The sequence below is a fragment of the Variovorax sp. 01N429 genome, assembly GCF_056399425.1.
Genome location: NZ_JBFTRG010000011.1, coordinates 65975 through 90416 on the forward strand (window position 1 = coordinate 65975; position 24442 = coordinate 90416).

Below are 24442 nucleotides of genomic sequence, written 5' to 3' on the forward strand. Positions count from 1 at the left end.
GAATTCCTGAAGTGATGCAAAACCGACTGAACACGCTCCGCGCTGCGCTGGCGTTGGCAGTGTGGGTCTTCGCTGCAAGTGCGCAAGCCATGACCATCCGCGAGCTTCGCACCCTCGAAGCGAACGAGAAAGACGGCAAGCTCTACGCGAACTACTACCTCGTCGGGGTCATGGAGGGTCTGCGTGAAGCCAATGACGCGGATCAGCGGGAGCACCTCAAGCCGCGCTTCTGCGTCAACGGCCGCAAACTCGAGCCCGTCATGGCGCGCTCGCTCTACCAAACCGAACTGACCCGCAACGCCGACAACTACGAAGCGGACATGCCCGTGCAGCTGGTGCTTGCCGCTGCCTTGCGTAACAGCTATCGCTGCGCGCCTTGAATCGAATGACTTCCATGACCGCCATAAACCGCGCACTCGGCCGCATTCGTGCTGATGTGCAATCCATGCACGCCTATGCCGTCCAAGACGCGCGTGGCCTGCTGAAGCTCGATGCGATGGAAAACCCATACAGCCTGTCGCCAGAGTTGCAGACGGCTTTGGGACAGCGCCTCGGTGCCCTTGCATTGAATCGCTACCCGGGCGCTCGGGGCGCCGATTTGCAACGCGCACTGGCGAAATACGCCGCGATGCCGGAAGGTTTTGCCCTGATGCTCGGCAACGGCTCGGACGAGCTGATTTCGCTCCTTGCCATGGCCTGCGACTTGCCGGGAGCAACCATCGTGGCGCCCGTCCCGGGTTTCGTGATGTACGCGATGAGCGCCCAGTTGCAGGGACTGCGCTTCGTTGGCGTTCCGCTGACGGCCGATTTCGAGCTGGATGAACCAGCGATGCTCGCGGCCATCGAGCGCGAAAAGCCCGCCATCGTCTATCTGGCCTATCCGAACAACCCGACGGCCAATCTCTGGAACGACGCAGCGATCGAGAAGATCGTCGAAGCGCAAGGCGCGCAGGGTGGTCTGGTCGTCATCGACGAGGCTTACCAGCCCTTCGCCGGCAAGAGCTACATCGATCGCGTGAGCCGCCATGACCATGTGCTGCTGATGCGCACGCTCAGCAAGTTCGGCCTGGCCGGGGTTCGGCTGGGCTACATGATGGGGCCGGCAGCGCTGGTCGCCGAGATCGACAAGGTCCGGCCACCCTACAACATCAGCGTCCTGAACTGTGAGTGCGCGCTTTTCGCGCTGGAGCATGCGGACGTGTTCGCCAACCAGGCAGCGGACATTCGAACACAGCGAAACCGGATTTTCGAGGCTTTGGGCCGTCTGCCCCGCGTGAAGAGTTGGCCGAGCGAAGCCAACATGATCCTCGTCCGGGTGCCGGATGCCTCGAAGACCTTCGAGGGCATGAAGGCGGCCGGCGTACTGGTCAAGAACGTTTCTAAAATGCACCCATTGCTCGCGAATTGCCTGCGCCTGACCGTCGGAACCGCCGACGAGAATGCGCGGATGATCGCGGCGCTCGAAGCTTCACTATGAACACTCCAACGGCACCCGAAGCAGTCGTCGCAGCTGGCGCGCGCGTGGCGTCCGTCACGCGCAACACCGCCGAGACCAAGATCACGGTCCAGGTCAACCTCGACGGCACCGGCCGCTCGAAGCTCTCGACCGGGATCGGCTTTTTCGATCACATGCTCGATCAGATCGCGCGGCACGGCCTGATCGACCTCGACATCGACTGCAAGGGCGACCTGCACATCGACGGCCACCATACCGTGGAAGACGTCGGCATCACGCTGGGGCAGGCTGTTGCCAAGGCAGTGGGCGACAAGACGGGCATCCGGCGCTATGGGCATGCCTATGTACCGCTGGACGAGGCGCTCAGCCGCGTGGTGATCGACTTTTCGGGCCGCCCGGACCTGGTGATGGATGTCCCCTTCACCAGCGGGATGATCGGCACCTTCGACACCCAACTCACCTCCGAGTTTTTCCACGGCTTCGTCAATCACGCTTTCGTCACGCTGCACGTCGACAACTTGAAGGGTGTCAATGCGCATCACCAGTGCGAGACTGTCTTCAAGGCTTTTGCCCGGGCGCTGCGTGCGGCGCTGGAACTCGATCCGCGTTCCGCCGGGGTCATTCCTTCCACGAAGGGTTCGCTCTGACAAAGAACACTGTTGCCGTCGTCGACTACGGCATGGGCAATTTGCGGTCGGTGTCGCAGGCCGTCCAGCATGCGGCCGATCAGGTGGGGGTGGAAGTGTTCGTCACTTCAGACCCGGACGTCGTACGTAAGGCCACGCGGATCGTGCTGCCGGGGCAGGGCGCCATTCCCGACTGCATGCGCGAGTTGCGCGATTCGGGCTTGCTCGAGCCGGTTCTCGAAGCCGCGGCTTCCAAGCCGCTCTTTGGCGTGTGCGTGGGCATGCAGATGCTGTTGTCACACAGCGACGAAGGACCGACCGAAGGTCTCGGCTTGATCCCTGGCGACGTCCGCAAGTTCGACCTGGCCGGCCGCGTGCAGCCGGACGGCAGCCGCTACAAGGTCCCGCAAATGGGATGGAACCAGGTGGTGCAGGCGCGCAAGCATGCAATGTGGGCCGGCGTGCCCGACCAAAGCTACTTCTATTTCGTGCATAGCTTCTACGTGAAGCCTGCCGATGCCGCCCACAGTGTGGGCGAGGCAGACTACGGCGGCCGCTTTACCGCCGCCGTCGCACGCGATAATATTTTTGCCACCCAGTTCCACCCGGAGAAGAGTGCGAACGACGGGCTTCAGCTCTACCGAAATTTCCTCCACTGGAATCCTTGACGCAGTGAACGCACCGAATACCCGGCTCCGGTCTGCGCCCGCAGGCCCTGCCGGAATCTGAGTACGATCCCGCTTCCTGCCGCCCACTTTCATCCGTCCGCTTCGATTTCCCGCGATTCCTCTTCCATCGCTCGTTCCAAGCAATTTCGCACCATGCTCCTCATTCCTGCGATCGACCTCAAAGACGGCCACTGCGTTCGCCTCAAGCAGGGCGATATGGATCAGTCCACCACTTTCAGCGAAGACCCAGCCGCAATGGCGCGCAAATGGCTGGAAGCCGGCGCGAGGCGGCTTCACCTGGTCGACCTGAACGGCGCCTTTGCCGGAAAGCCGCAGAACCACGCCGCCATCAAGTCGATCCTCAGGGAAGTCGGCGATGACATCCCCGTGCAACTCGGCGGCGGCATCCGCGACCTGGACACGATCGAGCGCTACATCGACGATGGCCTGCGCTATGTGATCATCGGAACCGCGGCGGTGAAGAATCCCGGTTTCCTGAAAGACGCATGCAGTGCCTTTGGTGGCCACATCATCGTCGGGCTTGACGCCAAGGACGGCAAGGTGGCGACCGATGGCTGGAGCAAGCTCACAGGCCATGAAGTCGCCGACTTGGGCAAGAAGTTCGAGGACTACGGCGTGGAATCGATCATCTACACCGACATCGGCCGCGACGGAATGCTGTCGGGCATCAACATCGACGCCACCGTGCGCCTGGCGCAGGCGCTCACGATCCCCGTCATAGCCTCTGGCGGGCTGTCGAACATGGCGGACATCGACAAGCTCTGCGCTGTCGAACCCGATGGTGTCGAGGGCGTCATCTGCGGTCGAGCGATCTACTCCGGCGACCTGGACTTTGCCGCCGCGCAGGCCCGCGCGGACGAACTCGCCGAACAATAGGCTCGCCCCCAGGTTGACTCACTTCGTGTGGTCGCCCACCCCCTGCCGGGGGCAGCGCCAGCGGCCCGGCGAAGCCGGTTCCGCGGCGCTTCGCGCACTGAAACCTACTCCGCCTTGATTGCCATCATCTGGATGATTGTTTCCAGCTGGGGGCTCATCGGAAGATTCAGGCTCGTGCCAGACGGCAGTTTGCGCAGGAACCAGCGCTTGTACTGGCGCTCGATCTCGCCATCCTCCGCGAGGTCGTGAAAGGTGTCATTGACAACGGCAGCCATCTGAGGGTCGTTCTTGCGATACATCACCCCGTACGGGTCATACGACAGAAACTCGCCGACAACCTGGTAGTCGCTCGGGGCGTTCGCACTTCCGCGGTCTTGGGCGATCAGGCCGTACAGCAGCACATCGTCGGTCGCGAATGCCTCCGCCTTGCCCGACTTCACCAGCGCAAATGATTCGGCATGGTCGTGCGACACCACGAGATTCAGGTTGAGCTTGAAGCGTTCCGAGATGTCGCGCATGGTTTTTTCGTTGGTCGTTCCGCGCGTTACGGCGACCGACTTCCCGGCCAGGTCCCGGAACGATTGGATCGGCGAATCCTTTCGGACCAGCAGCTTGGTGCCCGAGACGAAGATCGTGGGCGAAAAGCTCACGCGCTTCTGCCTCTCGAGATTGCTCGTGGTGGAGCCGCACTCGAGATCCACCTGGCCGCTGACGACGGCATCGATGCGCGATTCGGACGTCACTGGAACCCACCGGGTCGCGAGCGTCTTGTGGACCGAGTCGCTCATCGCCTCGACCAGCGCCTTGCAAAGTTCGATCGAATAGCCGATCGGCTCATTGCGTGACGATAGGTAGGAAAACGGAATCGAAGACTCGCGATAGCCGATGGTGACGGCTCCGGCATCGCGCACCTTGGCCAGCGTCCCGGCCAGCGCGGCGGGCGTGGCGGGCGCTGGGTCGGACTGTGCCCACGCCCGCGTCGACGGCGTTGAAAGGGCCGCAAAGCCGCAAATGAGCGCGGCTATGCCCGACAGTATTCGCGTTCGCAAGAGCGCCATGGCCGTTCGTCCTCAGGCATGGGCAGGATGAGCGATGGTGGCGGCGAGTTCGGCGTCCAGCGATCGGGCGTTTGCCTCGGCCTCGCTTTGGCTCATCAGTTCGCCTTCCCACTTGGCAACGACCGCGGTGGCGATGGAGTTGCCGACGGCATTGGTCGCCGAGCGGCCCATGTCCAGGAAGGTGTCCACACCCAGGATCAGCAGCAGCCCCGCCTCCGGGATGTTGAACTGGTTGAGCGTGGCGGCGATCACCACCAGCGACGCGCGCGGCACGCCGGCCATTCCCTTCGAAGTCAGCATCAGGATCAACAGCATGGTGATCTGCGTGCCGATGGGCAGGTTGATGTCATAGGCCTGCGCAATGAAGAGCACAGCGAAGGTGCAATACATCATCGAGCCGTCAAGATTGAAGGAGTAGCCCATTGGCATCACGAAGCTGGAGATCTTGCGCTTCACGCCGAATCGGTCGAGTGCGATCAGGATCTTCGGGTAGGCCGCCTCCGAACTGGCTGTTGCGAACGACAGCAGGAATGGCTCGCGGATATAGCTCAGCAGCTTCAAGATTCGCGGCCCCAGGAAGATGAAGCCGGCGAGGGCCAGCAAGCACCACAGCATGAAGAGGCTGATGTAGAAGCCGCCCATGAAAACGGCGAACTTGAGCAGGATGTCCAACCCGTTGACGGCAACGGTGGCTGCCATAGCGGCCAACACGGCAAGGGGCGCGAGCTTCATCACGTAGCCGGTGATCTTCAGCATCGCGTGCGAGAGTTCCTCGATGGCACTGACCAGCGTCTTGGCCTTCTCGCCGAGCGAGGCCAGCGCCACGCCGAAGAACATCGAGAAGACGACGATCTGCAGGATCTCGTTGTTGGCCATCGATTCGACAAAGGAACGCGGCACCATGTGGCTGACGAAGTCCTTGAGGGTGAACTTCGAGGTGGCCAGGTTGGCGGACGAGCCAATGTCCGGCAGCGGCAGACCCAGGTTGTGGCCCGGCTGCAGGATGTTGGCCATGACCAGCCCCAGGATCAGCGATACCAGCGAAGCAGTGACGAACCATGCCAGCGCCTTGCCGAATACGCGCCCGACCGCGGCCGCGTCGCCCATGTGCGCGATGCCCACCACCAGCGTGGAGAACACCAGCGGACCGATCAGCATTTTGATCAGCCGCAAGAACACGTCTGACATGATCGATATGTAGCCGGCGATCTCCGTTGCGGTCTTCTTGTCCGGAAAGTTCACGAAGACCATGTAGCCCACGATGATCCCAATCACCATCGCGATCAGGATCCAAACGGCTGGGGGCAGTTTCCTTCTCATGGGTGCTCTCCTTGCGAATACGTGCGGGAGGATCTTCTATGGCCGACATCCCGCCGTCGCGAGCGCCTGCTGACGCGATTTCAAGCGAAATCTGTGTTGACCGCAATCCCGACACAGGCGAAACCTAGAATCGGGCCATGTCTGTCCAAACGTCAGCTTTTCGCGGCCAACCGGTGGTGCGCCTTGCGCTTCCCGCCGGCGACAGTTGCATGGTCGCCCTCCACGGTGCGAACGTGCTGTCCTGGATGACCGCTGATGGCGTGGAGCGCCTATACCTGAGCCCCGATGCCCGTTTCGACGGCCACAGCGCCATTCGGGGGGGCGTGCCGATCTGCTGGCCGCAGTTCAACATGCGTGGGTCGCTGCCCAAGCACGGGTTCGTGCGCAATGTGCCGTGGCAGCCTGAATCGCAGGAAACCAATGGCAAGCGCAGCACGGCCGTCCTCTTGTTGCAGGCTGACGAGGCAACACGCGCCATCTGGCCACATGCGTTTCGCCTGCGCCTGACAGTGACTCTTGCGCCGCATTCGCTGCGCGTTGCGCTCACGGTCGACAATCCCGGGAGCGGCCCTTGGTCCTTTGCGGCTGCGCTGCACACCTATTTGCGTGTCGACGACGTGACTTCGCTTCGGCTCGAAGGCCTGCAAGGCGCCAATCGCTGGGATGCCGTGCGTGACGATCGCCATGTCGAACTGGCGCCCGCGCTCAGCTTCGGCTCTGAATTCGACAGCGTTTATGCATCCCCCGCGCGTCCGCTGCGGCTGATCCAGCCTTCAGGCACGCTCGAGATATCGCACAGTGCGAGCTGCACCGAGACGGTGGTCTGGAACCCCGGCCCCATCTTGAGCACCAAGCTCGACGACCTGCCCGATGATGGATGGCGCCACATGCTTTGCGTCGAGGCGGCGCGAATCGACGAGCCTGTCCTTCTGGTGCCGGGTGCGCAGTGGCAAGGCTGGCAGCAACTCACTATTTCCTGAATTCCTGACCCTCGAATCCATGCTTGCCAAACGCATCATTCCCTGCCTTGACGTGACCGGCGGCCGCGTCGTCAAGGGCGTCAACTTCGTCGAATTGCGCGACGCCGGCGACCCGGTCGAAATCGCCGCGCGCTACAACGCACAGGGCGCGGACGAGCTCACGTTCCTCGACATCACCGCCACGAGCGACGAGCGGGACCTCATCCTCCCCATCATCGAAGCCGTGGCTTCGCAGGTGTTCATTCCCCTGACGGTCGGCGGCGGCGTGCGCACCGTGGCGGATGTGCGCCGTTTGCTCAATGCCGGCGCGGACAAGACCAGCTTCAACTCGGCAGCCATCGCGAATCCGCAGGTCATCGAAGACGCGTCCCAGAAATACGGCGCCCAGTGCATCGTGGTGGCAATCGACGCCAAGCGCCGCACGGTGGAGGACGCTGCAACCCGTGGACCGGGTTGGGACGTCTACAGCCACGGCGGCCGCAAGAACACCGGTCTCGACGCAGTCCTATGGGCGGTCGAGATGGCGCGGCGCGGCGCCGGAGAGATTCTCCTGACCAGCATGGACCGTGACGGCACCAAGAGCGGCTTCGACCTCGAACTCACGCGCGCCGTCAGTGACGCCGTGAGCGTGCCCGTGATCGCTTCGGGCGGGGTCGGCAGCCTCGAACACCTAGCTGACGGCATACAGACGGGCGGCGCCGATGCAGTCCTTGCCGCAAGCATCTTTCACTACGGCGAATTCACCGTGGGCCAAGCGAAGGCGCAGATGGCGGCGCGGGGCATTCCCGTGCGGTTTTGATGACCGACAATTCAGCCATGAATTGGCTCAACGAAGTGAAGTGGGATGCAAACGGACTGGTGCCCGTGATCGCACAGGAGCAGGGCAGCAAGGACGTCCTGATGTTCGCCTGGATGAACCGCGAAGCACTGGCAAAGACCGCCGAAATCGGTCGCGCCGTGTATTTCAGCCGATCCCGCGGCAAGCTCTGGTTCAAGGGCGAGGAATCGGGCCACGTGCAGACCGTCCATGAGATTCGTATCGATTGCGACAATGACGTCGTGTTACTGAAGGTCACTCAGCTCGGACACGAGCCGGGGATTGCATGCCACACGGGCCGCCACAGCTGTTTTTTCAGCAAATACGAAAACGGCCGTTGGACAGTTGCCGAACCGGTCTTGAAAGACCCTGCCGCGATCTACACATCGTCCCCAAGATGAGCGACACACAATCCAACTCCGCGGACGCACTGGCGCGGCTGGCTGCCGTGATCGAGAGCCGGCTGCCTGCGCGCGGCGGCGATCCCGACAAGAGCTACGTCGCGCGCCTTCTTCATCGGGGGCCGGACGCTTTCCTGAAGAAAATCGGCGAAGAGGCGACCGAAGTTGTCATGGCGGCCAAGGATGCTGACCATGGCGGCGATCGCTCCAAACTGGTGAACGAAGTGGCCGATCTCTGGTTCCATAGCATGGTGGCGCTCGCGCATTACGGCTTTTCGCCAAGCGACGTGGTCGCAGAGCTCGAGCGCCGTGAAGGTACCAGCGGCATCGAGGAAAAAGCCCTGCGCAAGGCGCAGGATCGCGAAGCTTCCAACGACTGAGGAAACGAGAGGACACCATGCCCAACGACATCGTGACTGTCGAACCCAACGACTCCCTCAAGACCTGGGGCTGGGTCAGTTACATCCTGCACCTCGTGGTGGCAATCGGCGCGGTCCTGCCTGGTGCACAGGCTTCCGTCGGCCTGCTGCTGATCGCCCTGATCATCGACCTCGTCAAGCGCGACGAGGCGGCAGGCACTTGGCAGGCATCGCATTTCAGCTGGCGCATTCGAACGGTCGTGTTGGCCGGCGTGCTGTATGTGCTCACGGCATGGCTGTGGCTGCTTCTCTTCGTGCCGGGCTGGATCGCCTGGGCCCTGATTTCCCTTTGGTTCCTCTATCGCATCGTCAAGGGGATGGTGCGAATGAACGCGGGCCGATCCATGGAGCCATCGAATGTCCTCTGACCCGAACTGCGTCTTTTGCAAGATCATCGAGGGCAAGATTCCCTCGCGCAAGGTCTACGAGGATGAAGAACTCTTCGCCTTCCACGACATTGCGCCGTGGGCGCCAGTGCATTTCATGATCGTGCCGAAGCGGCATGTCCCTTCGATGGCACAGGTCAGCCCTGAAGACGCGCCTTTGCTCGGGAAGATCATGGTCCTGGCTCCCAAGCTGGCCACCGAGCAGGGTTGCAGGCCCTATCCGGACGGCGGTTTTCGTATCGTCGTCAATACCGGGGCCGAGGGCGGGCAGGAGGTCCACCATCTCCACATACACGTCATGGGCGGCCCCCGGCCATGGCTCAGAGGGTGATTCCCGCCCCATCAGGCGGCATTTGCGCGCCGTCTAAAATCTCTCATATTCTTCAGGAGTAATCCATGGGTTCACTTTCCATCTGGCACTGGCTGATCGTGCTGCTCGTCGTGGTGATGATCTTCGGCACCAAGAAGCTCCGCAACATGGGCTCGGACCTCGGCGGTGCGGTCAAGGGATTCAAGGACGGCATGCGCGACGGCTCGGCACCTGAAACGCCAGCCAACCCGAACGCTCAGGTGACCAACACCGGCGCTGCCGACAAGTCGACGATCGACGTCGAAGCGCGTCAGAAGTCCTGAGCCACAAACGTCCGTGATCGATCTCGGCATCTCGAAACTCGCGCTGATCGGCGCAGTCGCACTCATCGTCATCGGACCTGAAAAGCTGCCGCGCGTTGCCCGCACTGTGGGCACGCTGCTCGGCAAGGCGCAGCGCTACGTCAACGACGTCAAGGCCGAGGTCAATCGATCGATGGACCTGGACGAGTTGCGCAAGATGAAAGATACGGTGCAGGATGCCGCTCGCGATGTCCAGCACAGCATCCAATCGGGCGCGAGCGAGTTCGAAAAGCAGATTTCTGATATCGGCCACACGCCCGCCGATCAAGAGCCGGTGCTCGCCGCTTATCCGCAATACAAGCACCCACGCAAGAATTGGCGCTTGAAGCAGGGCGCCACGCCGCAGTGGTACAAGGCGCGCAACGGGGTGCGCACCAAGGCGCTCTCGGGCGCAGCGCGTGTAGCCCGTTACCGTCCTCACAAGATCAACTAGTTTCGGCGCGATCCGGGTGCATCGAGCGCGCCCTGAATTCCCGTCCGCAGCGCCCCCCACATGGCCGACTCCACCGACAAGAACAAAGAAGACGAACTGGCTGGCACCGAGCAGCCTTTCGTCCAACACCTGATGGAGCTGCGGGATCGCCTGCTCTATTGCGTCTATGGCCTCGTGGTTGCCGGCATCCTGCTTGCCATTTGGCCGGGCCCCAGCGGTTTGATCGACCTGATCGCCGTGCCGATCCGCAACCACATGCCACACGACGCGAAGTTGATCGCGGTGGGTGTTTTCTCGCCATTTTTCGTGCCGCTCAAGGTGCTGGCAATGACCGCGGTGCTCCTGGCGCTGCCTTGGCTCATGTACCAGGTCTGGATGTTCGTGGCGCCGGGGCTCTACAGCCACGAAAAGAAGTTTGCGCTGCCGCTGATCATCTTCGGCAGCCTGCTCGCATACGCCGGCATCGCGTTCGTCCAGTTCTTCGTTCTGGATAAGATGTTCGGCTTCATCCAGCGATTCACGCCGCCGTCTGTCGCCGCCACTCCGGATATTTCGTCGTACGTAGAGGCGATCCTGTCGCTCTACATCGCTTTTGGCGTGGCTTTCCAGGTGCCGATCGTGGTCATGTTGCTGGTGCGCTTCGAGATGGTTACCGTCGAAAAGCTGCGCTCATTCCGCGGTTATTTCATCGTCGTCGCCTTCGTGGTCGCGGCGGTGCTGACGCCGCCGGATGTCGTTTCTCAGCTTGCGCTCGCGATCCCGATGTGCCTGCTGTACGAAGTCGGCATCATCGGTGCGCGCTACTTCTCGAAGTACACCAAGGCGCCGGAAGAAAGCGCCGACTCCGCTCAGCCCTGAGCGGCAGCGGTCGCCTCTGTCACTCGGTCTCCGAGGGCACGCGTCGGACCGGCGATTTGGGCCTCGCGCCTGCGGTCACTTCCAGTTCGAGCTTGTCGCCGCCCCGCTGCATGGCAAATCGGGTCGAATTGCCTGGCTTGAGACCGGCCACGGCGGTCAGCAGCTCCTGGACATTTCGGATGTCCTTATTGCCGACGCCCGTAATGACGTCGCCAGGGCGAACGCCCGCCTTCGCCGCCGGCCCGTTTTGCAGCACGCCAGTGATGATCACGCCAGTCTTGGCCTTGACGCCGAAGGTCTCGGCCAGCTCGGGAGACAGTTCGTTCGGCTCCACGCCGATCCATCCGCGCGTGACCTTGCCGGTCTTGACGATGTCCTCCAGCACCTGTTTGGCCGTCGAGACCGGAATGGCAAACCCGATCCCCATGCTGCCGCCCGAACGCGAATAGATGGCGGTGTTGATGCCTTCGAGATTGCCGTTGACGTCGATCAACGCGCCGCCCGAATTGCCCGGATTGATGGCGGCATCGGTCTGGATGAAGTTTTCGAAGGTGTTGATGCCGAGTTGGTTGCGCCCGAGCGCCGAAACGATGCCGCTCGTGACGGTCTGACCGACCCCGAACGGATTGCCGATGGCGAGCACCTGGTCTCCCACTTGCAACGCATCGGAGTCGCCGAGGACCACCACCGGCAGCTTGTCCAGATCGATCTTGAGGACGGCCAGATCCGTATCCGGATCGGTCCCGATCACCTTGCCGTGCGCGTGGCGGCCATCGTTGAGCGTGACTTCGATTTCGTCGGCGCCCTCGACCACGTGATTGTTGGTGAGGATGTAACCGTCCGCGCTGACGATCACGCCGCTGCCCAGTCCAACCTGCGGCTGGTTGGCGCCCGGGTCGCCGAAAAAGAAGCGAAACCAAGGGTCGTTATTGCGGGGATTCAGCTGTGCCGCCTTGCTGGTGTTGATGCTGACAACCGCGGGCGACGCCTTCTTGGCCGCGCCGCTCAGACTACCGGGCGCCGTCGCCTGTGGATTTACGGGGGGCGCCTGCGTCAAGGCAATCGTGCCTCGCAGCCCGTTTGCTTGCCTGTCGAGCCACTCGGGCTTGAGTGTTCCAACGACAAAATAGGCCGCGAGAAGAACGGTAACGGCTTGGGCAAACAGCAGCCAGATGCGTTTCATGAAAAGAACTGATCCGAGGAAGTAAATGCGCCTCTGTGGGTGGGCGCAGTGCTTTTCATTGTCCCTCAACGCGCGACAGGTTTCCGGGTCTGCAGCCGCGCCCCTGGCATGCAGCCGGCGTCTGCCGGGTCCACAATGGCGCGATGAGCACGACCCGCCATGAACTACTTCTCGCCTTCGACGTGCTGCTTGCTCCCGAGCGATTCAAGGACTACGGACCGAACGGCCTCCAGGTCGAAGGCCGCACGACCGTCCGGAAGATCGTTTCCGGCGTGACTGCGAGCCGCGCGCTGATCGAAGCCGCCATTCACGCCGAAGCCGATGCCATCTTTGTCCATCACGGGCTTTTCTGGCGCGGCCAGGACGGGCGCGTGACTGGCTGGATGCGTCAGCGCCTCGGCCTGCTGCTCGGCGATGACGTCAACCTTTTCGCATATCACTTGCCCCTTGATGCACATCCGGAGTTGGGCAACAACGCTCAATTGGGCGCAAAGCTCGGACTGACCGCCCACGCCGGCTCAACGGGGCGGTTCGGGGATCAGGAACTCGGATTTTTCGGTGGACGAGCGGACGGCGAAGTCTTTGCCAACGCCGCCGCGCTGGCGGCGCATGCCGAGAAAGCGCTCCAAAAGAAAGTCACATTGGTGGGTCCCGCGCAGCAGCGTCCCATCAGGAGCGTGGCTTGGTGCACGGGCGGGGCCCAGGGCTACTTCGAGGCGGCGATCGCGGCGGGCGCGGACGCCTTCATCACCGGCGAAATCTCCGAACCCCAGGCTCACTATGCGCGTGAAATGAACGTGGCGTTCCTAGCGTGCGGGCATCACGCAACGGAACGCTACGGCGCACCTGCGGTCGCCGGCCATGTGGCCGCCCAACTGGGTCTCGCGCACGAATTCATCGACATTGACAATCCGGCGTGAGCAATCTTCAGTTTCCCATCGCGATCACACTGGGCGATCCCGCCGGCATCGGGCCGGAGATCATCGTCAAGGCCTTCGGCGGTAACGCGCATGATCTGCGGGGATGCTTCGTCGCCGGTGACGTCGGCATCATTCGGCGCGCTGCGCAATCCTTGGCGGTTCCGGGTTCGCTGCCGCTGCCCGTTGCAGAAATCGAATCACCCGACGCTGCGGCCGATGTCCCGCCTGCCTGCGTACCGGTCCTGCAGGTGGTCGATAAAGTCAGGACGCCAATCGACGTCGGGCGAGTCAGCGCGGTCGCGGGGCGCATCGCGGGTGAGTGCGTCGTTTGGGCCGCTCGAGCAGCCCTGAAAGGCGACATCGCGGCGGTCGTGACTGCGCCTTTGCACAAGGAAGCGCTGTCTGCGGCGGGCTTTCAGTTCCCGGGACACACCGAGTTGCTTCAGTTCGAGACTGCAATCCATCTGGGCCGTCCAGTGGCTGAAGTCCCGGTCCGCATGATGCTTGCCAACGACGAACTGCGAACCGTGCTGGTCAGCATTCACATGTCGCTGCGCAATGCGATCGAGGCGGTGACGCTCGACGGTGTTCTCGACACGATGAGGATCACGCATCGCGCGTTGAGCGCAGTGCTGGGCCGGTCTCCGAAGATTGGCGTGGCGGGGCTCAATCCACACGCTGGCGAAGGAGGTCTTTTCGGGAACGAGGAGCGCGACGTCATTGCGCCGGCGATTGCGGCTGCGAGGAAAGAGGGCATCGATGCCGATGGACCCCATGCGCCGGACACCGTTTTCATGCGGGCCCGCAAGAAGTCTGCAGGGGGAGGGGAGTTCGACGTGGTGATTGCGATGTATCACGACCAAGGCCTGATTCCGGTCAAGTACCTCGGCGTCGAGAAGGGCGTCAACGTCACACTCGGCTTGGCGCTGGTACGGACCAGCCCTGATCACGGCACTGCGTTCGACATTGCCGGCACGGGGCGTGCCGATCCGTCGAGCCTCGTCGAGGCGGTGCGCATGGCACGCACGCTCTCGCGAGACGCTGCGGCGCTCAGGGCCGCTTGAGGTTGTCGCGGATTTCGCGGAGCAACAGGACGTCTTCCGGCGTGGCGGCTGGCGGCGGCGGCGCAGCGTCGATCGCGTTCTTCACCTTGTTGATCTGCTTGACCATCAGGAAAATGATGAAGGCGAGGATCACGAAATTGAGCGCAACGGTAATGAAGTTGCCGTACGCCAGCACAGGAACGTTGGCCTTCTTGAGTTCGATGAGGTTGTCGGCGACGTTCGGCGGTTTTTGCGCCAGCAGGATGTACAGGTTCGAGAAGTCGAGTCTGCCGAAGACAAGGCCAACCAGCGGCATGATGATGTCGCTCACCAGCGAGTCGACGATCTTGGCGAAAGCGGCGCCGATGATCACACCGACTGCGAGGTCGATCACGTTTCCCTTGACGGCAAACTCTCGAAACTCCTTGAAGAAACTCATGCCGGGTACCTCATGTGCGGATTGAGACGCCGGCCAGTATAGGGCTGCGACTCAAGGGTTTTATCAAGGGGGAACTCGTCGCTCTCGCGCGACTCGGCGCGTTGAAATCGGCATTTACGCTCCGCTACAATCGCCGGTTGACCCCAAGACCCTAGCGAAGAACATTGAGGATCCCCATGAGTGACAGCACCGCCGGCCGCCCCCGGATCGACACTAGCAAGCGGACGTGGTTGATCGCATCAGGTTGTGCAGGAGCGGTGGGCGGAGTGGCAGTTGCCATTCCGTTCGTCAGCACCTTCGAGCCTTCAGAAAAAGCCAAGGCTGCCGGTGCGCCGGTCGAAGTCGACATCAGCGGCCTTCAGGTGGGCGAAAAAATGACCGTCGAATGGCGGGGCAAGCCTGTTTGGATTCTCAAGCGCACACCCGAACAAATCGCTGAGTTGCCCAAGCTCGATCCGCTACTTGCCGATCCCCAATCAAAGCGCAATCCCGACGAGTTCACTCCTCCCTATGCGCGCAACGAGCACCGCTCGATCAAGCCCGAAATCCTCGTTGTCGTCGGCATCTGCACCCACTTGGGTTGTTCGCCAACGGACAGATTCCAGCCCGGCCCGCAACCTTCGCTGCCGGACGACTGGCACGGCGGCTTCCTCTGCCCCTGTCATGGTTCAACTTTCGATCTGGCGGCTCGCGTGTTCAAGAACAAGCCCGCGCCGGACAATCTCCCGGTGCCTCCGCACATGTATCTCTCCGACACCCGCCTCCTGATCGGCGACGACAAGAAGGCTTGAGGAGAACGACATGGCTGAACTCAAGGAAATCTCCCCCAACGCACCCGCCGGCGAAAAGTTGCTGAACTGGGTCGACAACCGCTTCCCGCTGACCAAGCTCTGGAACGATCAGTGGGGCAAGTACTACGCGCCCAAGAACTTCAATTTCTGGTACATCTTCGGCTCTCTCGCGATGCTGGTCCTCGTGATCCAGATCGTGACGGGCATCTTCCTCGTGATGCACTACAAGCCGGACGCGCAACTCGCGTTCGCGTCGGTCGAGTACATCATGCGAGATGTGCCTTGGGGCTGGCTGATCCGCTACATGCACTCGACGGGAGCTTCGGCGTTCTTCATCGTCGTCTACCTGCACATGTTCCGCGGGCTCATCTACGGAAGCTACCGCAAGCCGCGAGAACTGATTTGGATCTTCGGCTGCGCCATCTTTCTTTGCCTGATGGCCGAGGCGTTCATGGGCTATCTGCTGCCTTGGGGTCAGATGAGCTACTGGGGCGCACAGGTGATCGTCAACCTGTTCTCCGCGATTCCATTCGTCGGCCCTGATCTCGCGATCCTGATTCGCGGTGACTACGTGGTGAGCGACGCTACCCTGAATCGCTTCTTCAGCTTCCACGTCATTGCGGTGCCGTTGGTGCTGCTCGGCCTTGTCGTCGCTCACTTGATCGCGCTTCACGAAGTGGGGTCGAACAATCCCGATGGCATCGAGATCAAGGCCAATCGCGGTCCTGACGGCAATCCGCTGGATGGCATCCCGTCGCACCCCTACTACACGGTGCATGACATCTTCGGCGTCGTTGTGTTCCTGACGATCTTCTCGGCCGTGATCTTCTTCGCGCCAGAAGCGGGTGGGTATTTCCTCGAATACAACAACTTCATCCCGGCCGATTCGCTGAAGACGCCGAATCACATCGCACCAGTCTGGTATTTCACGCCTTTCTATTCAATGCTCCGCGCGATCACCAGCGAGATGATGTACGCGCTCATTGCCTGCGTGGTCGCCGGTGCAGCGTTTGGCGTCTTGAAGACACGCATCCCGTCGATCTTCAAGGGGCTCATCGTGATCGTGGCGCTCGGCGTGGCCGCGATGATGCTGTCGATCGATGCGAAGTTCTGGGGCGTTCTCGTGATGGGCGGCGCCGTCATCATCCTGTTCTTCCTGCCTTGGCTGGACCACAGCCCTGTGAAGTCGATTCGCTACCGCCCGAGCTGGCACAAGTTCCTGTACGGGATTTTCGTCATCAACTTCGTGGTGCTTGCGTACCTGGGTGTTCAACCGCCGTCGCCTACCGGCGAGCGGGTGTCGCAAGTGGGTACCTTGTTCTATTTCGGCTTCTTTCTGCTAATGCCGTGGTGGAGCCGCCTGGGTGAATTCAAGCCGGTCCCTGAGCGCGTGACCTTTGCAGCGCACTGACCGGGAGAAGACAAGAATGAAGAAACTGATCCTCACGTTGATCGCAGCGCTTGGTTTCGTAGCAGGCGCGCACGCCGCGGAAGAAGGCATGCCTTGGGACAAGGCGCCAAATCGGACGAACGACCTCGCAGCTTTGCAGAACGGCGCCAAGCTTTTCGTCAACTACTGTCTGAACTGCCACTCGGCTGCGTTCATGCGCTACAACAGGCTGCAGGACCTCGGCATCACTGAGCAGCAGATCAAGGACAACCTGCTCTTCACGACCGACAAGGTCGGTGAGACCATGAAGGCCAACATCGATCCACGCCAAGCCAAGGAGTGGTTCGGTGCCGTTCCGCCCGACCTGACGCTCGTCGCGCGCTCGCGCGCAGGCCATGGTGGCACCGGTGCAGACTATCTCTACACCTACCTGCGGACTTTCTACCGAGACGACACGAAGGCGACCGGTTGGAATAATCTTGCATTTCCGAGCGTGGCCATGCCACACGTCTTGTGGGAATTGCAGGGTGAACGCCGCCCGATTTTCGACAAGGTCGAATCGCACGGTCACGAAACCGAGGTGTTCAAGGGTTGGGAGCAATTTACCCCGGGAACCATGACGCCGTTGCAATACGATCAGGCTGTGGGTGACCTCGTCAGCTACCTCCAGTGGATGGCCGAACCGGCGCAGAACACGCGCATCAGGGTTGGTGTCTGGGTGCTGTTGTTCCTCGTCATGGCTGTGGTCTTTGTTTGGCGGTTGAATGCCGCGTACTGGAAAGACGTCAAGTAGTACGACGACGATGCCGATCAGTCGCCTTGCGCGTCTGGTCCCGCAGAGTGGGTTGCGAACGCGACCCACTCTTTTTGATTTTTAGGAGCCTTTCGCCATGATGGTCTTGTATTCGGGAACGACCTGCCCTTTTTCACACCGCTGCCGCTTCGTGCTGTTCGAGAAAGGCATGGATTTCGAGATTCGCGACGTCGATCTCTACAACAAGCCTGAAGATATCAGCGTCATGAACCCCTATGGGCAGGTTCCGATCCTTGTGGAGCGCGACCTGATCCTGTACGAGTCGAACATCATCAACGAGTACATCGACGAGCGCTTTCCGCATCCGCAATTGATGCCTGGCGATCCGGTCGACAGGGCTCGCGTCCGACTGTTCCTGCTCAATTTCGAGAAGGAGTTGTTCGTGCATGTGTCGACGCTCGAAAATCGCAGTTCGAAGGGTAACGAGAAGGCGCTCGAGAAGGCCCGCTCGCACATTCGCGACCGGCTGACGCAGCTTGCGCCTGTGTTCCTCAAGAACAAGTACATGCTGGGTGACAATTTCTCGATGCTCGACGTGGCGATCGCGCCACTGCTGTGGCGCCTTGACTACTATGGCATCGACCTGAGCAAGAACGCTGCGCCGCTTTTGAAGTACGCTGAACGAATCTTCTCTCGTCCCGCCTACATCGAAGCACTGACCCCGTCCGAAAAGGTCATGCGCAAGTGAAGCGCTGACGCCGCCGGTCATGATCAACGCACTCGAATCGTCATCCACTCGCCCGTACCTGATACGGGCGCTGTATGAATGGTGCACGGACAACGGCTTCACGCCGTACGTCGCGGTTCAGGTCGACGATACCGTCCAGGTGCCCCGTGAGTACGTCAAGAACGGCGAGATCGTGCTGAACATCAGTTTCGATGCCACGAGCTCGCTCAATCTTGGCAACGAGTTCATCGAATTCAAGGCTCGCTTTGCGGGCACGGCGCGCGAAATCAGTGTGCCGGTGGGTCGCGTGATCGCGATCTACGCGCGCGAAAACGGGCAAGGAATGGCCTTTCCTGCGCCTGCGCCAGGACCTGCGCAGATCGAAACGGGCTCGGTTCCGGGGAACTCCACGCCGCCGTCCGCCCCGACACGGACGCCGTTGCGGGACGCTTCGCGGGGCACTGAAGGCGATGCAAGCAAGATCGTCCATCTTGTGACCGGCGAAGGTGCTGAAGAAGCTGTCGAGACCACGGATGCACCCGTGGACCCGGCGGACCCGCCCCGGCCGCCCAATGGTGGAGGCTCGCGGCCTTCACTCAAGCGAATCAAGTGAAATTCGAGCAGGCGCCGCGCCGCTAGAATCCGTCAATACGCCGCTTTAGCTCAGTTGGTAGAGCAACCGCCTTGTAAGCGGTAGGTCGTCAGTTCGATTCCGACAAGCGGCACCACTTCCCTTGCAGGGCGCCATCTGGCCGCGACTGCGGCGCCAGAATGGATGCGCAGATCCGATGCTCTTCAATTTGGATCCATGCTGCGCGCCGCCACAGAATGTTTCGCGGAAGGGCGCTTACACAGCGAACATGTCCCCCTGACTTTGCCTGACGATCGACTCTGCGTCGGCCATGATCTCCTTGATCAGGATACCGGCAGAAGGCAGCTCATGGATCAGTACAGCGACCACGCCGCACGACCAGGCACTGGCGTCCATGCGCCCCATCGCATGACCTTCGGGTAGACGCCGCCCACTTGCGCGGCCATGTCGCCCAAGCTGATCGCAGTCCCGAGTTCGCGCTCTTTGACAGGAGGTTGATTGCGACCGGCTTGACCGTCGTCGGTCGGCATCGCTCGATTTCCCCAGCGAAGAGTCCGCCGGTGTGCTTTGCGTGAGGGAGGTCAACGTGCCGAGTCCGCCAGCATTCGAAACGGCTGCAGCGAACCTTGGCGGCTGCGATATTGTCGGCCCACATCCTGATCGGAGAGGCGGCCGGCACTACGATGCCAAACGAATATCCTGTCAGGCCAACGAAGTAGGACGGGTCCGTGGCTGCATCCCACTTCAGGTCGGTCGTGTAGGGCAGGCGATAGATGCCCAGGGAAGCAATGCCCAAGGTGGAGCCGCCGTTGCCGGCGCTCCGAAGCACTTTGCTTGGCAAAGTCCCACCAGCGCTTGGCCGGCTCTCGACGATCACGGGTTGCTTCAGCAGCTTCGAAACGCCCCAAACATGTTCAGGACCTCTGCTGTTGCCTGTCACGAACGGCCATGACTTCTTCCTCGACCTCCCGCAGGCGGTCCTTGCCGAAGAACATCTCTGTTCCAACGAAGAAGGTAGGCGAGCCGAACGCTCCGCGCGCATGCGCTTCTTGCGTACTGGCCATCAGTTGCGCTTTCACCTCCGGAGCTTGGCTCAGCGCCACGAGCGCGTCGGCGTCCAACTCGGCCGCACGCAGCTGCGCCCGCATCACTTCCAGTTCGTCCATCTTCTTCTCCTGCTCCCACATGCTCGAGAAGACCACCTCGACATAGCGATCGAAGCAGCCTAGCTTCTGTGCCGCGACCGCCGCCCGCATGATTTGCAGCGTATTAATGGGAAAAAATGGATTGCGTCGGAAGGCGGTGAGCCCATGCTTTCGCACGAAACGCTGGAGCTCCAGGAGCTCGTAATTGCGCTTGTTCGGGATTTCGGCATTCGTCTCGCCGGGCGAGCGATTGTTGGTGAGCTTGAACAAGCCGCCCAACAGGATCGGCACGTATTCAAAACGCGCTGCGCTGCGCGCCTCGATCTCCGGAATGAGCTTGTGACTGAGGTAGGCGTTGGGGCTACCGAAGTCGAAAAGAATTTGCACAGGAACAGGATTCATAAGACGTGCTTGCTGGAATGGCCGGCGGCTCTCACCAGGATTCCATCCACGGCCGGATCTCGGTCTCGTGAGTCCAGGCGTCCCGCGGTTGCATATGCAGCTGCCAGTACAGATCTGCGATGTGATTTGGATCGACGATGCCGCCCTGGTCTTTGAGCTGATAGCGCTCCGGGAAGTTGGTGCGGATGAACTCGGTATCGATGGCGCCGTCCACGACCGGATGCGCCACATGGATGCCCTTGGGCCACAGCTCGCGCGCCATGCTCTGCGCAAGTGCGCGCAGCGCGTGCTTGGCACCCGCAAACGCCGCGAAGCCATCCCGGCCGCGCAAGCTCGCGGTGGCCCCCGTGAAGATGATCGTTCCACGGCCGCGCGGAAGCATGGCCTTGGCGGCTTCCCTGCCCATCAGAAATCCGGCAAAGCAGGCCATTTCCCAGACCTTGTAGTACACGCGGGCGGTGGTCTCCGTAATGGGAAAGCGCACATTGGCCCCAATATTGAAGATAGCCACTTCGATGGGCGCGATCTCGTTTTCGATCTTCTGCACCAGAGCAACCATCTCCTCTTCTTTGCGGGCGTCGCTTCCGAAGCCGTGCGCCTCACCGCCGGCAGCGCGGATCTGGTCCACGAGGGGTTTCAGCTTCTGAGCGTCGCGCCGAGTCACGCAGGCGATGTAGCCCTCGCGCGCGAACCGCTGCGCGATCGCTCCGCCAGTGGCATCGCCGGCACCGATCACGAGAACCGCTTTCTTTTCTGACATTGAATTTCCTTGGCTGGGTTTGAAGGAATTCACCGTGCGCGACTATTGCGAACACGTGAACGACCGGCGTTGCGCGGAGAGCTCGGACGCCTGCTTGGACAGTTCGTGCTTGAGGATCTTTCCGGCGGAAGACTTCCTCGTTGCCCGGGGCTTGGCGGCCGACCACCGCGCAGGCGGCGACCGCCGGATGGCTTGCGATCAAAGCTTCGACTTCCGGTGGATACACATTGAAGCCGGATCGGATGATCAACTCCTTGGTGTGCGGCCTCGATCAGTGCGGGCGCGACCGGCTTTTGCCGCGCCCAAGGGCGGAGCACGTGAGACATGCGTGCGGGCAGCGAGGCGAGCTGTTCGGCGAGTGCACTGAGTGTTCTCATCATCGCGACGTCCCTTGCGTTTATTTTTAGAACTGACCGCACCATAAGTTTGAAAAATGAACTCGTCAAGCGTAGAGTTGCGCCATGAAATGGACAGATCTGCAACAAGAGCATTGCTCGGTCGCACGGACCGTGTCAGTGATCGGAGACCGGTGGACGATGCTTGTGCTGCGCGACGCGTTTCTCGGTGTGCGCCGATTCGAGGACTTTCAGGAGCGACTGGGCATCTCGCGCCCCATGCTCGCTGATCGTCTGACCAAACTGGTCGATGCGGGGGTCTTCAAGAAGGTGGCCTATCAGGACTCTCCTGTGCGCTATGAGTACCGGTTGACGCCCAAGGGCATGGACCTCCATCCGGTATTGATGGCAGTGGTGCATTGGGGCGATGTCCACATGTCAGGAGAGGCCGGAAGGCCGCTGCTCCATCGTCACTCCGGATGCGGACACCTGTTCGATCCCGTGACGGTCTGCTCCGAATGCAATGAGGCTTTGCGAGCCAGGGATGTCGCAGTCGAGCGAGGACCTGGCGCGTAGATAGAAAAAGATAGAAAGATTGATTCGTATTTAGAATCGCCGACTGCAAGGCAGTCCCGTTGACGATTTGGGCCCTGCAAGCTTTCCTTCAGGAGTTCCATGAGTCGCTCGGAGTGCCCTCGTACGTTGCGTACGCCCATCGCATTGACCGTGATTGCCATGGCCTCCCTTCCGGCCACCGGGCAACAGTCGCCACCTGCGACATCCGAACAGCCGGCCGGCGCGCCATCATCTCCGGCGAGCACTTCGGTTCCGGCGACATTGCGCGAAGTGCAGGTTCAGGACACTGCCGACAACGGAAGCTTCGGCCCCAATCCGCTGTCGATCAGCCGGTTGCCTGCGGATCCGCACGATGTGCCGCAGTCGGTCACCATCATCAATCAGCCGCTGATGCAATCGCAGGGTGCCACCTCGCTGGCGAGTGCTCTGCGCAACGTCCCGGGCCTGACCATTGGTGCTGCTGAAGGTGGGCAAATCGGCACCAACATCAATCTCAACGGCTTTTCGGCTCGAACGGACATTTTCTTGGACGGTGCACGCGACCGTGGCCAGTACTACCGCGATACGTTTGCGCTGGACAGCATCGAGGTGCTGATGGGACCTTCGTCCATGTTGTTCGGTCGCGGTTCGACGGGTGGCGTGATCAACCAGGTCAGCAAGAAGCCGTCTCTGACACCCGCGGGGAACGCGGAGCTTTCAGTCACGAGCAACGGTCTTGTGCGGACGACTGTCGATGTGAATCGGCCGCTGTCGGAGACGTCGGCATTTCGCATCTCCGCAATGGGGCAGGAAGGTGATGCGTCGAATCGCGACCAAACGAGAATTCAGGACGTCGGCGTTGCCCCGTCGTTGAAGTTCGGCATCAACACGCCCACTCAGATCACCTTGTCTGCGTTACTTCAGCACAACCGCGACATGGCCGACTACGGGATTCCCCCGCTGAACGGCGCGCCGGCGCAGGTCGATCGGAACAATGCTTATGGATTCAACGACGATCGCACCGTTTCGGATATCGGCGCATTCAATGCAACGATCCTCCACAAGCTGACATCGACCAGTTCGATTCGCAACCAGACGCAGTACAACCAAGTCACGACCAACGCGACGGAGACCGCGCCGCAGGGCATCGGAACCGTGAGCGTCAGGGGCTATACGCCGTTTTCGACGGGGACCACAGCTTTCCCCGCCGCGGCAACCAGCACCTTGCCCCTCGGTCAGATGTGGGTTCGTCAACAGAGTCATGACCGGGACATCCGCGACACTTCGCTGTTCAACCTGACCGAATACAACACGAAATTCGAGACGGGCACGCTCAAGCACGCACTGCTGGTGGGGCTGGAACTCGGGCACGATACGTACAGGAACCAAGGCTACTACCGCAACGGCACCTGCGCCGGCATTCCGATGAATCCGGTGGGCGGAACAAGCGGCTATGTGTCTTGCACACCGCTTCTGAATCCCATCCCGTCCGATTCGCCTCTCAATGCGCCGGGGCTTCCTGGCAATCTTGCGACGGCAGCTGCCGACACGGTTGCGGGGTATGTCAACGACACGGTCGACCTCAGTCCTCAGTTCAAGCTCGTTGGCGGCGTGCGCCAGGACAACTATCGGGCCAGCATCAACAACACGGTGACGAGCGCGACAACCCTCGCCTACGAAAGGCAGACGGTCAACTACACCAGCGTCCGCGCCGGAGGCATCTGGCAACCGACTACCGAGCAGTCCTATTACGTCTCCTACAGCACCTCGTTCAATCCTTCGCTCGAGCAACTGGTGGCGACGACCGGGGCCACCCAGCCCTTGCCTCCACAGGAAAACAAGGCATACGAACTGGGCGGCAAGTGGGATGCCAATGGCGGCGCGCTGTCGATGACCGCTGCGGCCTTCAGCATCACGCAAGACAACGCGAGAGCGCAGAACTCCGACGGCACCTACTCCGCGACCGGCACCGTGCGTGTCAATGGCGCCCGCGCCGGCATTGCAGGGCGGATCACCGACGCCTTTCAGGTGTTCGGCGCCTATACCTTTCTCGACGGCACGATCGTCGACGGCATCGCCCCCGCGACCCAAGGCAACGTGCCGGCAAATACGCCCCGCAACGCCGCCAGCATTTGGGCCGTCTATACCGTCACCCCTCAGTGGGAATTTGGCGGCGGCGCCACTTACGTCGGGAGCCGTTATGCCTCCAACACCAACCTCGTCGCGGTAGGGAGCTACACGCGAATCGACGCAATGTTGGCCTATCACCAGCCTCACTACGATGTACGGCTCAACCTGTTCAATCTTTTTGACAAGCACTATTACGACGCCTTGATCCCGTCCGACGGCGGCCGGGCCGTCCCCGGCATGGCGCGCACCGCCATGCTGTCCGTGAACTACCGGTTCTGACGTCAA

At 61.4% G+C, this 24442-nt stretch carries 30 protein-coding genes, 1 tRNA gene and 1 pseudogene; 24 read left to right on the top strand and 8 right to left on the bottom strand.

Annotated features, from left to right (window positions below):
* The first annotated feature begins 14 nt into the window (after window positions 1-14).
* The 5 genes from AC1DSF_RS19835 to hisA all read left to right on the top strand — a co-directional run bounded on the left by AC1DSF_RS19835 (window position 15) and on the right by hisA (window position 3647).
* A complete protein-coding gene (locus AC1DSF_RS19835) occupies window positions 15-380 on the top strand; it encodes a hypothetical protein (RefSeq protein ID WP_478125475.1) in 366 nt (121 codons plus the stop codon).
* A gap of 5 nt (window positions 381-385) precedes the next feature.
* Window positions 386-1477, top strand: a complete 1092-nt coding sequence (gene hisC, locus AC1DSF_RS19840; RefSeq protein ID WP_478125476.1) for a histidinol-phosphate transaminase — start codon at window positions 386-388, stop codon at window positions 1475-1477.
* Window positions 1474-2103 (top strand): imidazoleglycerol-phosphate dehydratase HisB, encoded by a 630-nt coding sequence (gene hisB / locus AC1DSF_RS19845; RefSeq protein ID WP_478125477.1) that lies wholly within the window; start codon window positions 1474-1476, stop codon window positions 2101-2103. Before hisC ends, hisB begins: the two co-directional genes overlap by 4 nt.
* On the top strand, window positions 2100-2750 hold the full coding sequence (gene hisH / locus AC1DSF_RS19850) for an imidazole glycerol phosphate synthase subunit HisH (RefSeq protein WP_478125835.1): 651 nt from the start codon (window positions 2100-2102) through the stop codon (window positions 2748-2750). Before hisB ends, hisH begins: the two co-directional genes overlap by 4 nt.
* Before the next feature lie 153 nt (window positions 2751-2903).
* A complete protein-coding gene (gene hisA, locus AC1DSF_RS19855) occupies window positions 2904-3647 on the top strand; it encodes a 1-(5-phosphoribosyl)-5-[(5-phosphoribosylamino)methylideneamino]imidazole-4-carboxamide isomerase (protein WP_478125478.1) in 744 nt (247 codons plus the stop codon).
* 104 nt (window positions 3648-3751) lie between these two features.
* Here hisA and AC1DSF_RS19860 read toward each other — a convergent pair whose 3' ends face one another.
* Together AC1DSF_RS19860 and AC1DSF_RS19865 are read right to left on the bottom strand one after the other, a co-directional pair.
* Window positions 3752-4705: an amino acid ABC transporter substrate-binding protein gene (locus tag AC1DSF_RS19860; RefSeq protein WP_478183300.1), complete on the bottom strand. Its 954-nt coding sequence runs from the start codon at window positions 4703-4705 to the stop codon at window positions 3752-3754.
* Between the two features lie 12 nt (window positions 4706-4717).
* A complete protein-coding gene (locus AC1DSF_RS19865) occupies window positions 4718-6025 on the bottom strand; it encodes a dicarboxylate/amino acid:cation symporter (RefSeq protein WP_478183301.1) in 1308 nt (435 codons plus the stop codon).
* Between the two features lie 137 nt (window positions 6026-6162).
* Here AC1DSF_RS19865 and AC1DSF_RS19870 point away from each other — a divergent pair, with 137 nt between their 5' ends.
* The 9 genes from AC1DSF_RS19870 to tatC all read left to right on the top strand — a co-directional run bounded on the left by AC1DSF_RS19870 (window position 6163) and on the right by tatC (window position 10991).
* Entirely contained in the window at window positions 6163-7005 is an 843-nt protein-coding gene (locus AC1DSF_RS19870; RefSeq protein WP_478145335.1) for a D-hexose-6-phosphate mutarotase, read from the top strand.
* Window positions 7006-7024: 19 nt separating this feature from the next.
* Window positions 7025-7804 (top strand): imidazole glycerol phosphate synthase subunit HisF, encoded by a 780-nt coding sequence (gene hisF, locus AC1DSF_RS19875; RefSeq protein WP_478125482.1) that lies wholly within the window; start codon window positions 7025-7027, stop codon window positions 7802-7804.
* 17 nt (window positions 7805-7821) lie between these two features.
* Window positions 7822-8223, top strand: a complete 402-nt coding sequence (gene hisI / locus AC1DSF_RS19880) for a phosphoribosyl-AMP cyclohydrolase (protein WP_478183335.1) — start codon at window positions 7822-7824, stop codon at window positions 8221-8223.
* Window positions 8220-8603 carry a phosphoribosyl-ATP diphosphatase gene (locus AC1DSF_RS19885; protein ID WP_478125484.1) on the top strand — a complete coding sequence of 128 codons (384 nt, stop codon included), beginning with the start codon at window positions 8220-8222 and terminating at the stop codon, window positions 8601-8603. The genes hisI and AC1DSF_RS19885 overlap by 4 nt, the downstream gene beginning before the upstream one ends.
* Before the next feature lie 17 nt (window positions 8604-8620).
* Window positions 8621-9010 (top strand): DUF4870 family protein, encoded by a 390-nt coding sequence (locus AC1DSF_RS19890; protein WP_478125485.1) that lies wholly within the window; start codon window positions 8621-8623, stop codon window positions 9008-9010.
* Window positions 9000-9359: a histidine triad nucleotide-binding protein gene (locus tag AC1DSF_RS19895; protein WP_478125486.1), complete on the top strand. Its 360-nt coding sequence runs from the start codon at window positions 9000-9002 to the stop codon at window positions 9357-9359. Before AC1DSF_RS19890 ends, AC1DSF_RS19895 begins: the two co-directional genes overlap by 11 nt.
* A 65-nt stretch (window positions 9360-9424) precedes the next feature.
* Window positions 9425-9661, top strand: a complete 237-nt coding sequence (tatA, locus tag AC1DSF_RS19900) for a Sec-independent protein translocase subunit TatA (protein WP_478125487.1) — start codon at window positions 9425-9427, stop codon at window positions 9659-9661.
* 13 nt (window positions 9662-9674) lie between these two features.
* Window positions 9675-10133 carry a Sec-independent protein translocase protein TatB gene (gene tatB / locus AC1DSF_RS19905; RefSeq protein ID WP_478125488.1) on the top strand — a complete coding sequence of 153 codons (459 nt, stop codon included), beginning with the start codon at window positions 9675-9677 and terminating at the stop codon, window positions 10131-10133.
* Between the two features lie 60 nt (window positions 10134-10193).
* The gene (tatC, locus tag AC1DSF_RS19910; RefSeq protein WP_478125489.1) at window positions 10194-10991 is read left to right on the top strand and encodes a twin-arginine translocase subunit TatC; all 798 of its coding nucleotides are present in this window, start codon (window positions 10194-10196) and stop codon (window positions 10989-10991) included.
* Between the two features lie 19 nt (window positions 10992-11010).
* On the opposite strand, the gene AC1DSF_RS19915 is transcribed toward tatC, so the two are convergent.
* Complete coding sequence (locus tag AC1DSF_RS19915; protein WP_478125490.1) at window positions 11011-12174, bottom strand: Do family serine endopeptidase; 1164 nt, start codon at window positions 12172-12174, stop codon at window positions 11011-11013.
* Between the two features lie 143 nt (window positions 12175-12317).
* Here AC1DSF_RS19915 and AC1DSF_RS19920 point away from each other — a divergent pair, with 143 nt between their 5' ends.
* Together AC1DSF_RS19920 and pdxA are read left to right on the top strand one after the other, a co-directional pair.
* On the top strand, window positions 12318-13094 hold the full coding sequence (locus AC1DSF_RS19920; protein ID WP_478125491.1) for a Nif3-like dinuclear metal center hexameric protein: 777 nt from the start codon (window positions 12318-12320) through the stop codon (window positions 13092-13094).
* Window positions 13091-14158 (top strand): 4-hydroxythreonine-4-phosphate dehydrogenase PdxA, encoded by a 1068-nt coding sequence (gene pdxA / locus AC1DSF_RS19925; protein WP_478125492.1) that lies wholly within the window; start codon window positions 13091-13093, stop codon window positions 14156-14158. The genes AC1DSF_RS19920 and pdxA overlap by 4 nt, the downstream gene beginning before the upstream one ends.
* Here pdxA and mscL read toward each other — a convergent pair.
* The gene (gene mscL / locus AC1DSF_RS19930) at window positions 14145-14576 is read right to left on the bottom strand and encodes a large conductance mechanosensitive channel protein MscL (protein ID WP_478125493.1); all 432 of its coding nucleotides are present in this window, start codon (window positions 14574-14576) and stop codon (window positions 14145-14147) included. The genes pdxA and mscL overlap by 14 nt on opposite strands.
* A 176-nt stretch (window positions 14577-14752) precedes the next feature.
* On the opposite strand from mscL, the gene petA reads away from it, so the two are divergent.
* The 6 genes from petA (at window position 14753) to AC1DSF_RS19960 (ending at window position 18966) form a co-directional block, all read left to right on the top strand.
* The gene (gene petA, locus AC1DSF_RS19935) at window positions 14753-15367 is read left to right on the top strand and encodes a ubiquinol-cytochrome c reductase iron-sulfur subunit (protein WP_478125494.1); all 615 of its coding nucleotides are present in this window, start codon (window positions 14753-14755) and stop codon (window positions 15365-15367) included.
* Window positions 15368-15377: 10 nt separating this feature from the next.
* A complete protein-coding gene (locus tag AC1DSF_RS19940) occupies window positions 15378-16778 on the top strand; it encodes a cytochrome b (protein WP_478125495.1) in 1401 nt (466 codons plus the stop codon).
* Window positions 16779-16794: 16 nt separating this feature from the next.
* Complete coding sequence (locus AC1DSF_RS19945; protein ID WP_478125496.1) at window positions 16795-17550, top strand: cytochrome c1; 756 nt, start codon at window positions 16795-16797, stop codon at window positions 17548-17550.
* 97 nt (window positions 17551-17647) lie between these two features.
* Window positions 17648-18259 (top strand): glutathione S-transferase N-terminal domain-containing protein, encoded by a 612-nt coding sequence (locus AC1DSF_RS19950; protein ID WP_088955903.1) that lies wholly within the window; start codon window positions 17648-17650, stop codon window positions 18257-18259.
* A gap of 19 nt (window positions 18260-18278) precedes the next feature.
* A complete protein-coding gene (locus AC1DSF_RS19955; RefSeq protein WP_478125497.1) occupies window positions 18279-18851 on the top strand; it encodes a ClpXP protease specificity-enhancing factor in 573 nt (190 codons plus the stop codon).
* 39 nt (window positions 18852-18890) lie between these two features.
* Window positions 18891-18966 (top strand) — tRNA-Thr (locus tag AC1DSF_RS19960).
* A 217-nt stretch (window positions 18967-19183) separates the two neighbouring features.
* On the opposite strand, the gene AC1DSF_RS19965 is transcribed toward AC1DSF_RS19960, so the two are convergent.
* The 4 genes and pseudogenes from AC1DSF_RS19965 to AC1DSF_RS19980 form a co-directional block, all read right to left on the bottom strand.
* Entirely contained in the window at window positions 19184-19360 is a 177-nt protein-coding gene (locus AC1DSF_RS19965) for a hypothetical protein (protein ID WP_478125861.1), read from the bottom strand.
* 149 nt (window positions 19361-19509) lie between these two features.
* Window positions 19510-19770: pseudogene (locus AC1DSF_RS19970) on the bottom strand (tripartite tricarboxylate transporter substrate-binding protein); the annotation flags it as partial.
* On the bottom strand, window positions 19745-20377 hold the full coding sequence (locus AC1DSF_RS19975) for a DsbA family protein (protein ID WP_478125498.1): 633 nt from the start codon (window positions 20375-20377) through the stop codon (window positions 19745-19747). The pseudogene AC1DSF_RS19970 and the gene AC1DSF_RS19975, both read right to left, overlap by 26 nt.
* A 31-nt stretch (window positions 20378-20408) precedes the next feature.
* Window positions 20409-21137, bottom strand: a complete 729-nt coding sequence (locus AC1DSF_RS19980) for an SDR family oxidoreductase (protein ID WP_478125499.1) — start codon at window positions 21135-21137, stop codon at window positions 20409-20411.
* A 461-nt stretch (window positions 21138-21598) separates the two neighbouring features.
* On the opposite strand from AC1DSF_RS19980, the gene AC1DSF_RS19985 reads away from it, so the two are divergent.
* Together AC1DSF_RS19985 and AC1DSF_RS19990 are read left to right on the top strand one after the other, a co-directional pair.
* Window positions 21599-22048, top strand: a complete 450-nt coding sequence (locus AC1DSF_RS19985; RefSeq protein ID WP_478125500.1) for a winged helix-turn-helix transcriptional regulator — start codon at window positions 21599-21601, stop codon at window positions 22046-22048.
* A 99-nt stretch (window positions 22049-22147) separates the two neighbouring features.
* The gene (locus tag AC1DSF_RS19990; RefSeq protein WP_478125501.1) at window positions 22148-24436 is read left to right on the top strand and encodes a TonB-dependent receptor; all 2289 of its coding nucleotides are present in this window, start codon (window positions 22148-22150) and stop codon (window positions 24434-24436) included.
* Window positions 24437-24442: the final 6 nt, after the last annotated feature.

Bases quoted from the DNA above. Each gene is read 5' to 3' on its own strand.
- AC1DSF_RS19835 (WP_478125475.1), top strand. From the start codon at position 15: ATGCAAAACCGACTGAACACGCTCCGCGCTGCGCTGGCGTTGGCAGTG.
- hisC (WP_478125476.1), top strand. From the start codon at position 386: ATGACTTCCATGACCGCCATAAACCGCGCACTCGGCCGCATTCGTGCT.
- hisB (WP_478125477.1), top strand. From the start codon at position 1,474: ATGAACACTCCAACGGCACCCGAAGCAGTCGTCGCAGCTGGCGCGCGC.
- hisA (WP_478125478.1), top strand. From the start codon at position 2,904: ATGCTCCTCATTCCTGCGATCGACCTCAAAGACGGCCACTGCGTTCGC.
- AC1DSF_RS19860 (WP_478183300.1), bottom strand. From the start codon at position 4,705: ATGGCGCTCTTGCGAACGCGAATACTGTCGGGCATAGCCGCGCTCATT.
- AC1DSF_RS19865 (WP_478183301.1), bottom strand. From the start codon at position 6,025: ATGAGAAGGAAACTGCCCCCAGCCGTTTGGATCCTGATCGCGATGGTG.
- AC1DSF_RS19870 (WP_478145335.1), top strand. From the start codon at position 6,163: ATGTCTGTCCAAACGTCAGCTTTTCGCGGCCAACCGGTGGTGCGCCTT.
- hisF (WP_478125482.1), top strand. From the start codon at position 7,025: ATGCTTGCCAAACGCATCATTCCCTGCCTTGACGTGACCGGCGGCCGC.
- hisI (WP_478183335.1), top strand. From the start codon at position 7,822: ATGAATTGGCTCAACGAAGTGAAGTGGGATGCAAACGGACTGGTGCCC.
- AC1DSF_RS19885 (WP_478125484.1), top strand. From the start codon at position 8,220: ATGAGCGACACACAATCCAACTCCGCGGACGCACTGGCGCGGCTGGCT.
- AC1DSF_RS19890 (WP_478125485.1), top strand. From the start codon at position 8,621: ATGCCCAACGACATCGTGACTGTCGAACCCAACGACTCCCTCAAGACC.
- AC1DSF_RS19895 (WP_478125486.1), top strand. From the start codon at position 9,000: ATGTCCTCTGACCCGAACTGCGTCTTTTGCAAGATCATCGAGGGCAAG.
- tatA (WP_478125487.1), top strand. From the start codon at position 9,425: ATGGGTTCACTTTCCATCTGGCACTGGCTGATCGTGCTGCTCGTCGTG.
- tatC (WP_478125489.1), top strand. From the start codon at position 10,194: ATGGCCGACTCCACCGACAAGAACAAAGAAGACGAACTGGCTGGCACC.
- AC1DSF_RS19915 (WP_478125490.1), bottom strand. From the start codon at position 12,174: ATGAAACGCATCTGGCTGCTGTTTGCCCAAGCCGTTACCGTTCTTCTC.
- AC1DSF_RS19920 (WP_478125491.1), top strand. From the start codon at position 12,318: ATGAGCACGACCCGCCATGAACTACTTCTCGCCTTCGACGTGCTGCTT.
- mscL (WP_478125493.1), bottom strand. From the start codon at position 14,576: ATGAGTTTCTTCAAGGAGTTTCGAGAGTTTGCCGTCAAGGGAAACGTG.
- petA (WP_478125494.1), top strand. From the start codon at position 14,753: ATGAGTGACAGCACCGCCGGCCGCCCCCGGATCGACACTAGCAAGCGG.
- AC1DSF_RS19940 (WP_478125495.1), top strand. From the start codon at position 15,378: ATGGCTGAACTCAAGGAAATCTCCCCCAACGCACCCGCCGGCGAAAAG.
- AC1DSF_RS19945 (WP_478125496.1), top strand. From the start codon at position 16,795: ATGAAGAAACTGATCCTCACGTTGATCGCAGCGCTTGGTTTCGTAGCA.
- AC1DSF_RS19950 (WP_088955903.1), top strand. From the start codon at position 17,648: ATGATGGTCTTGTATTCGGGAACGACCTGCCCTTTTTCACACCGCTGC.
- AC1DSF_RS19955 (WP_478125497.1), top strand. From the start codon at position 18,279: ATGATCAACGCACTCGAATCGTCATCCACTCGCCCGTACCTGATACGG.
- AC1DSF_RS19965 (WP_478125861.1), bottom strand. From the start codon at position 19,360: ATGCCGACCGACGACGGTCAAGCCGGTCGCAATCAACCTCCTGTCAAA.
- AC1DSF_RS19975 (WP_478125498.1), bottom strand. From the start codon at position 20,377: ATGAATCCTGTTCCTGTGCAAATTCTTTTCGACTTCGGTAGCCCCAAC.
- AC1DSF_RS19980 (WP_478125499.1), bottom strand. From the start codon at position 21,137: ATGTCAGAAAAGAAAGCGGTTCTCGTGATCGGTGCCGGCGATGCCACT.
- AC1DSF_RS19985 (WP_478125500.1), top strand. From the start codon at position 21,599: ATGAAATGGACAGATCTGCAACAAGAGCATTGCTCGGTCGCACGGACC.
- AC1DSF_RS19990 (WP_478125501.1), top strand. From the start codon at position 22,148: ATGAGTCGCTCGGAGTGCCCTCGTACGTTGCGTACGCCCATCGCATTG.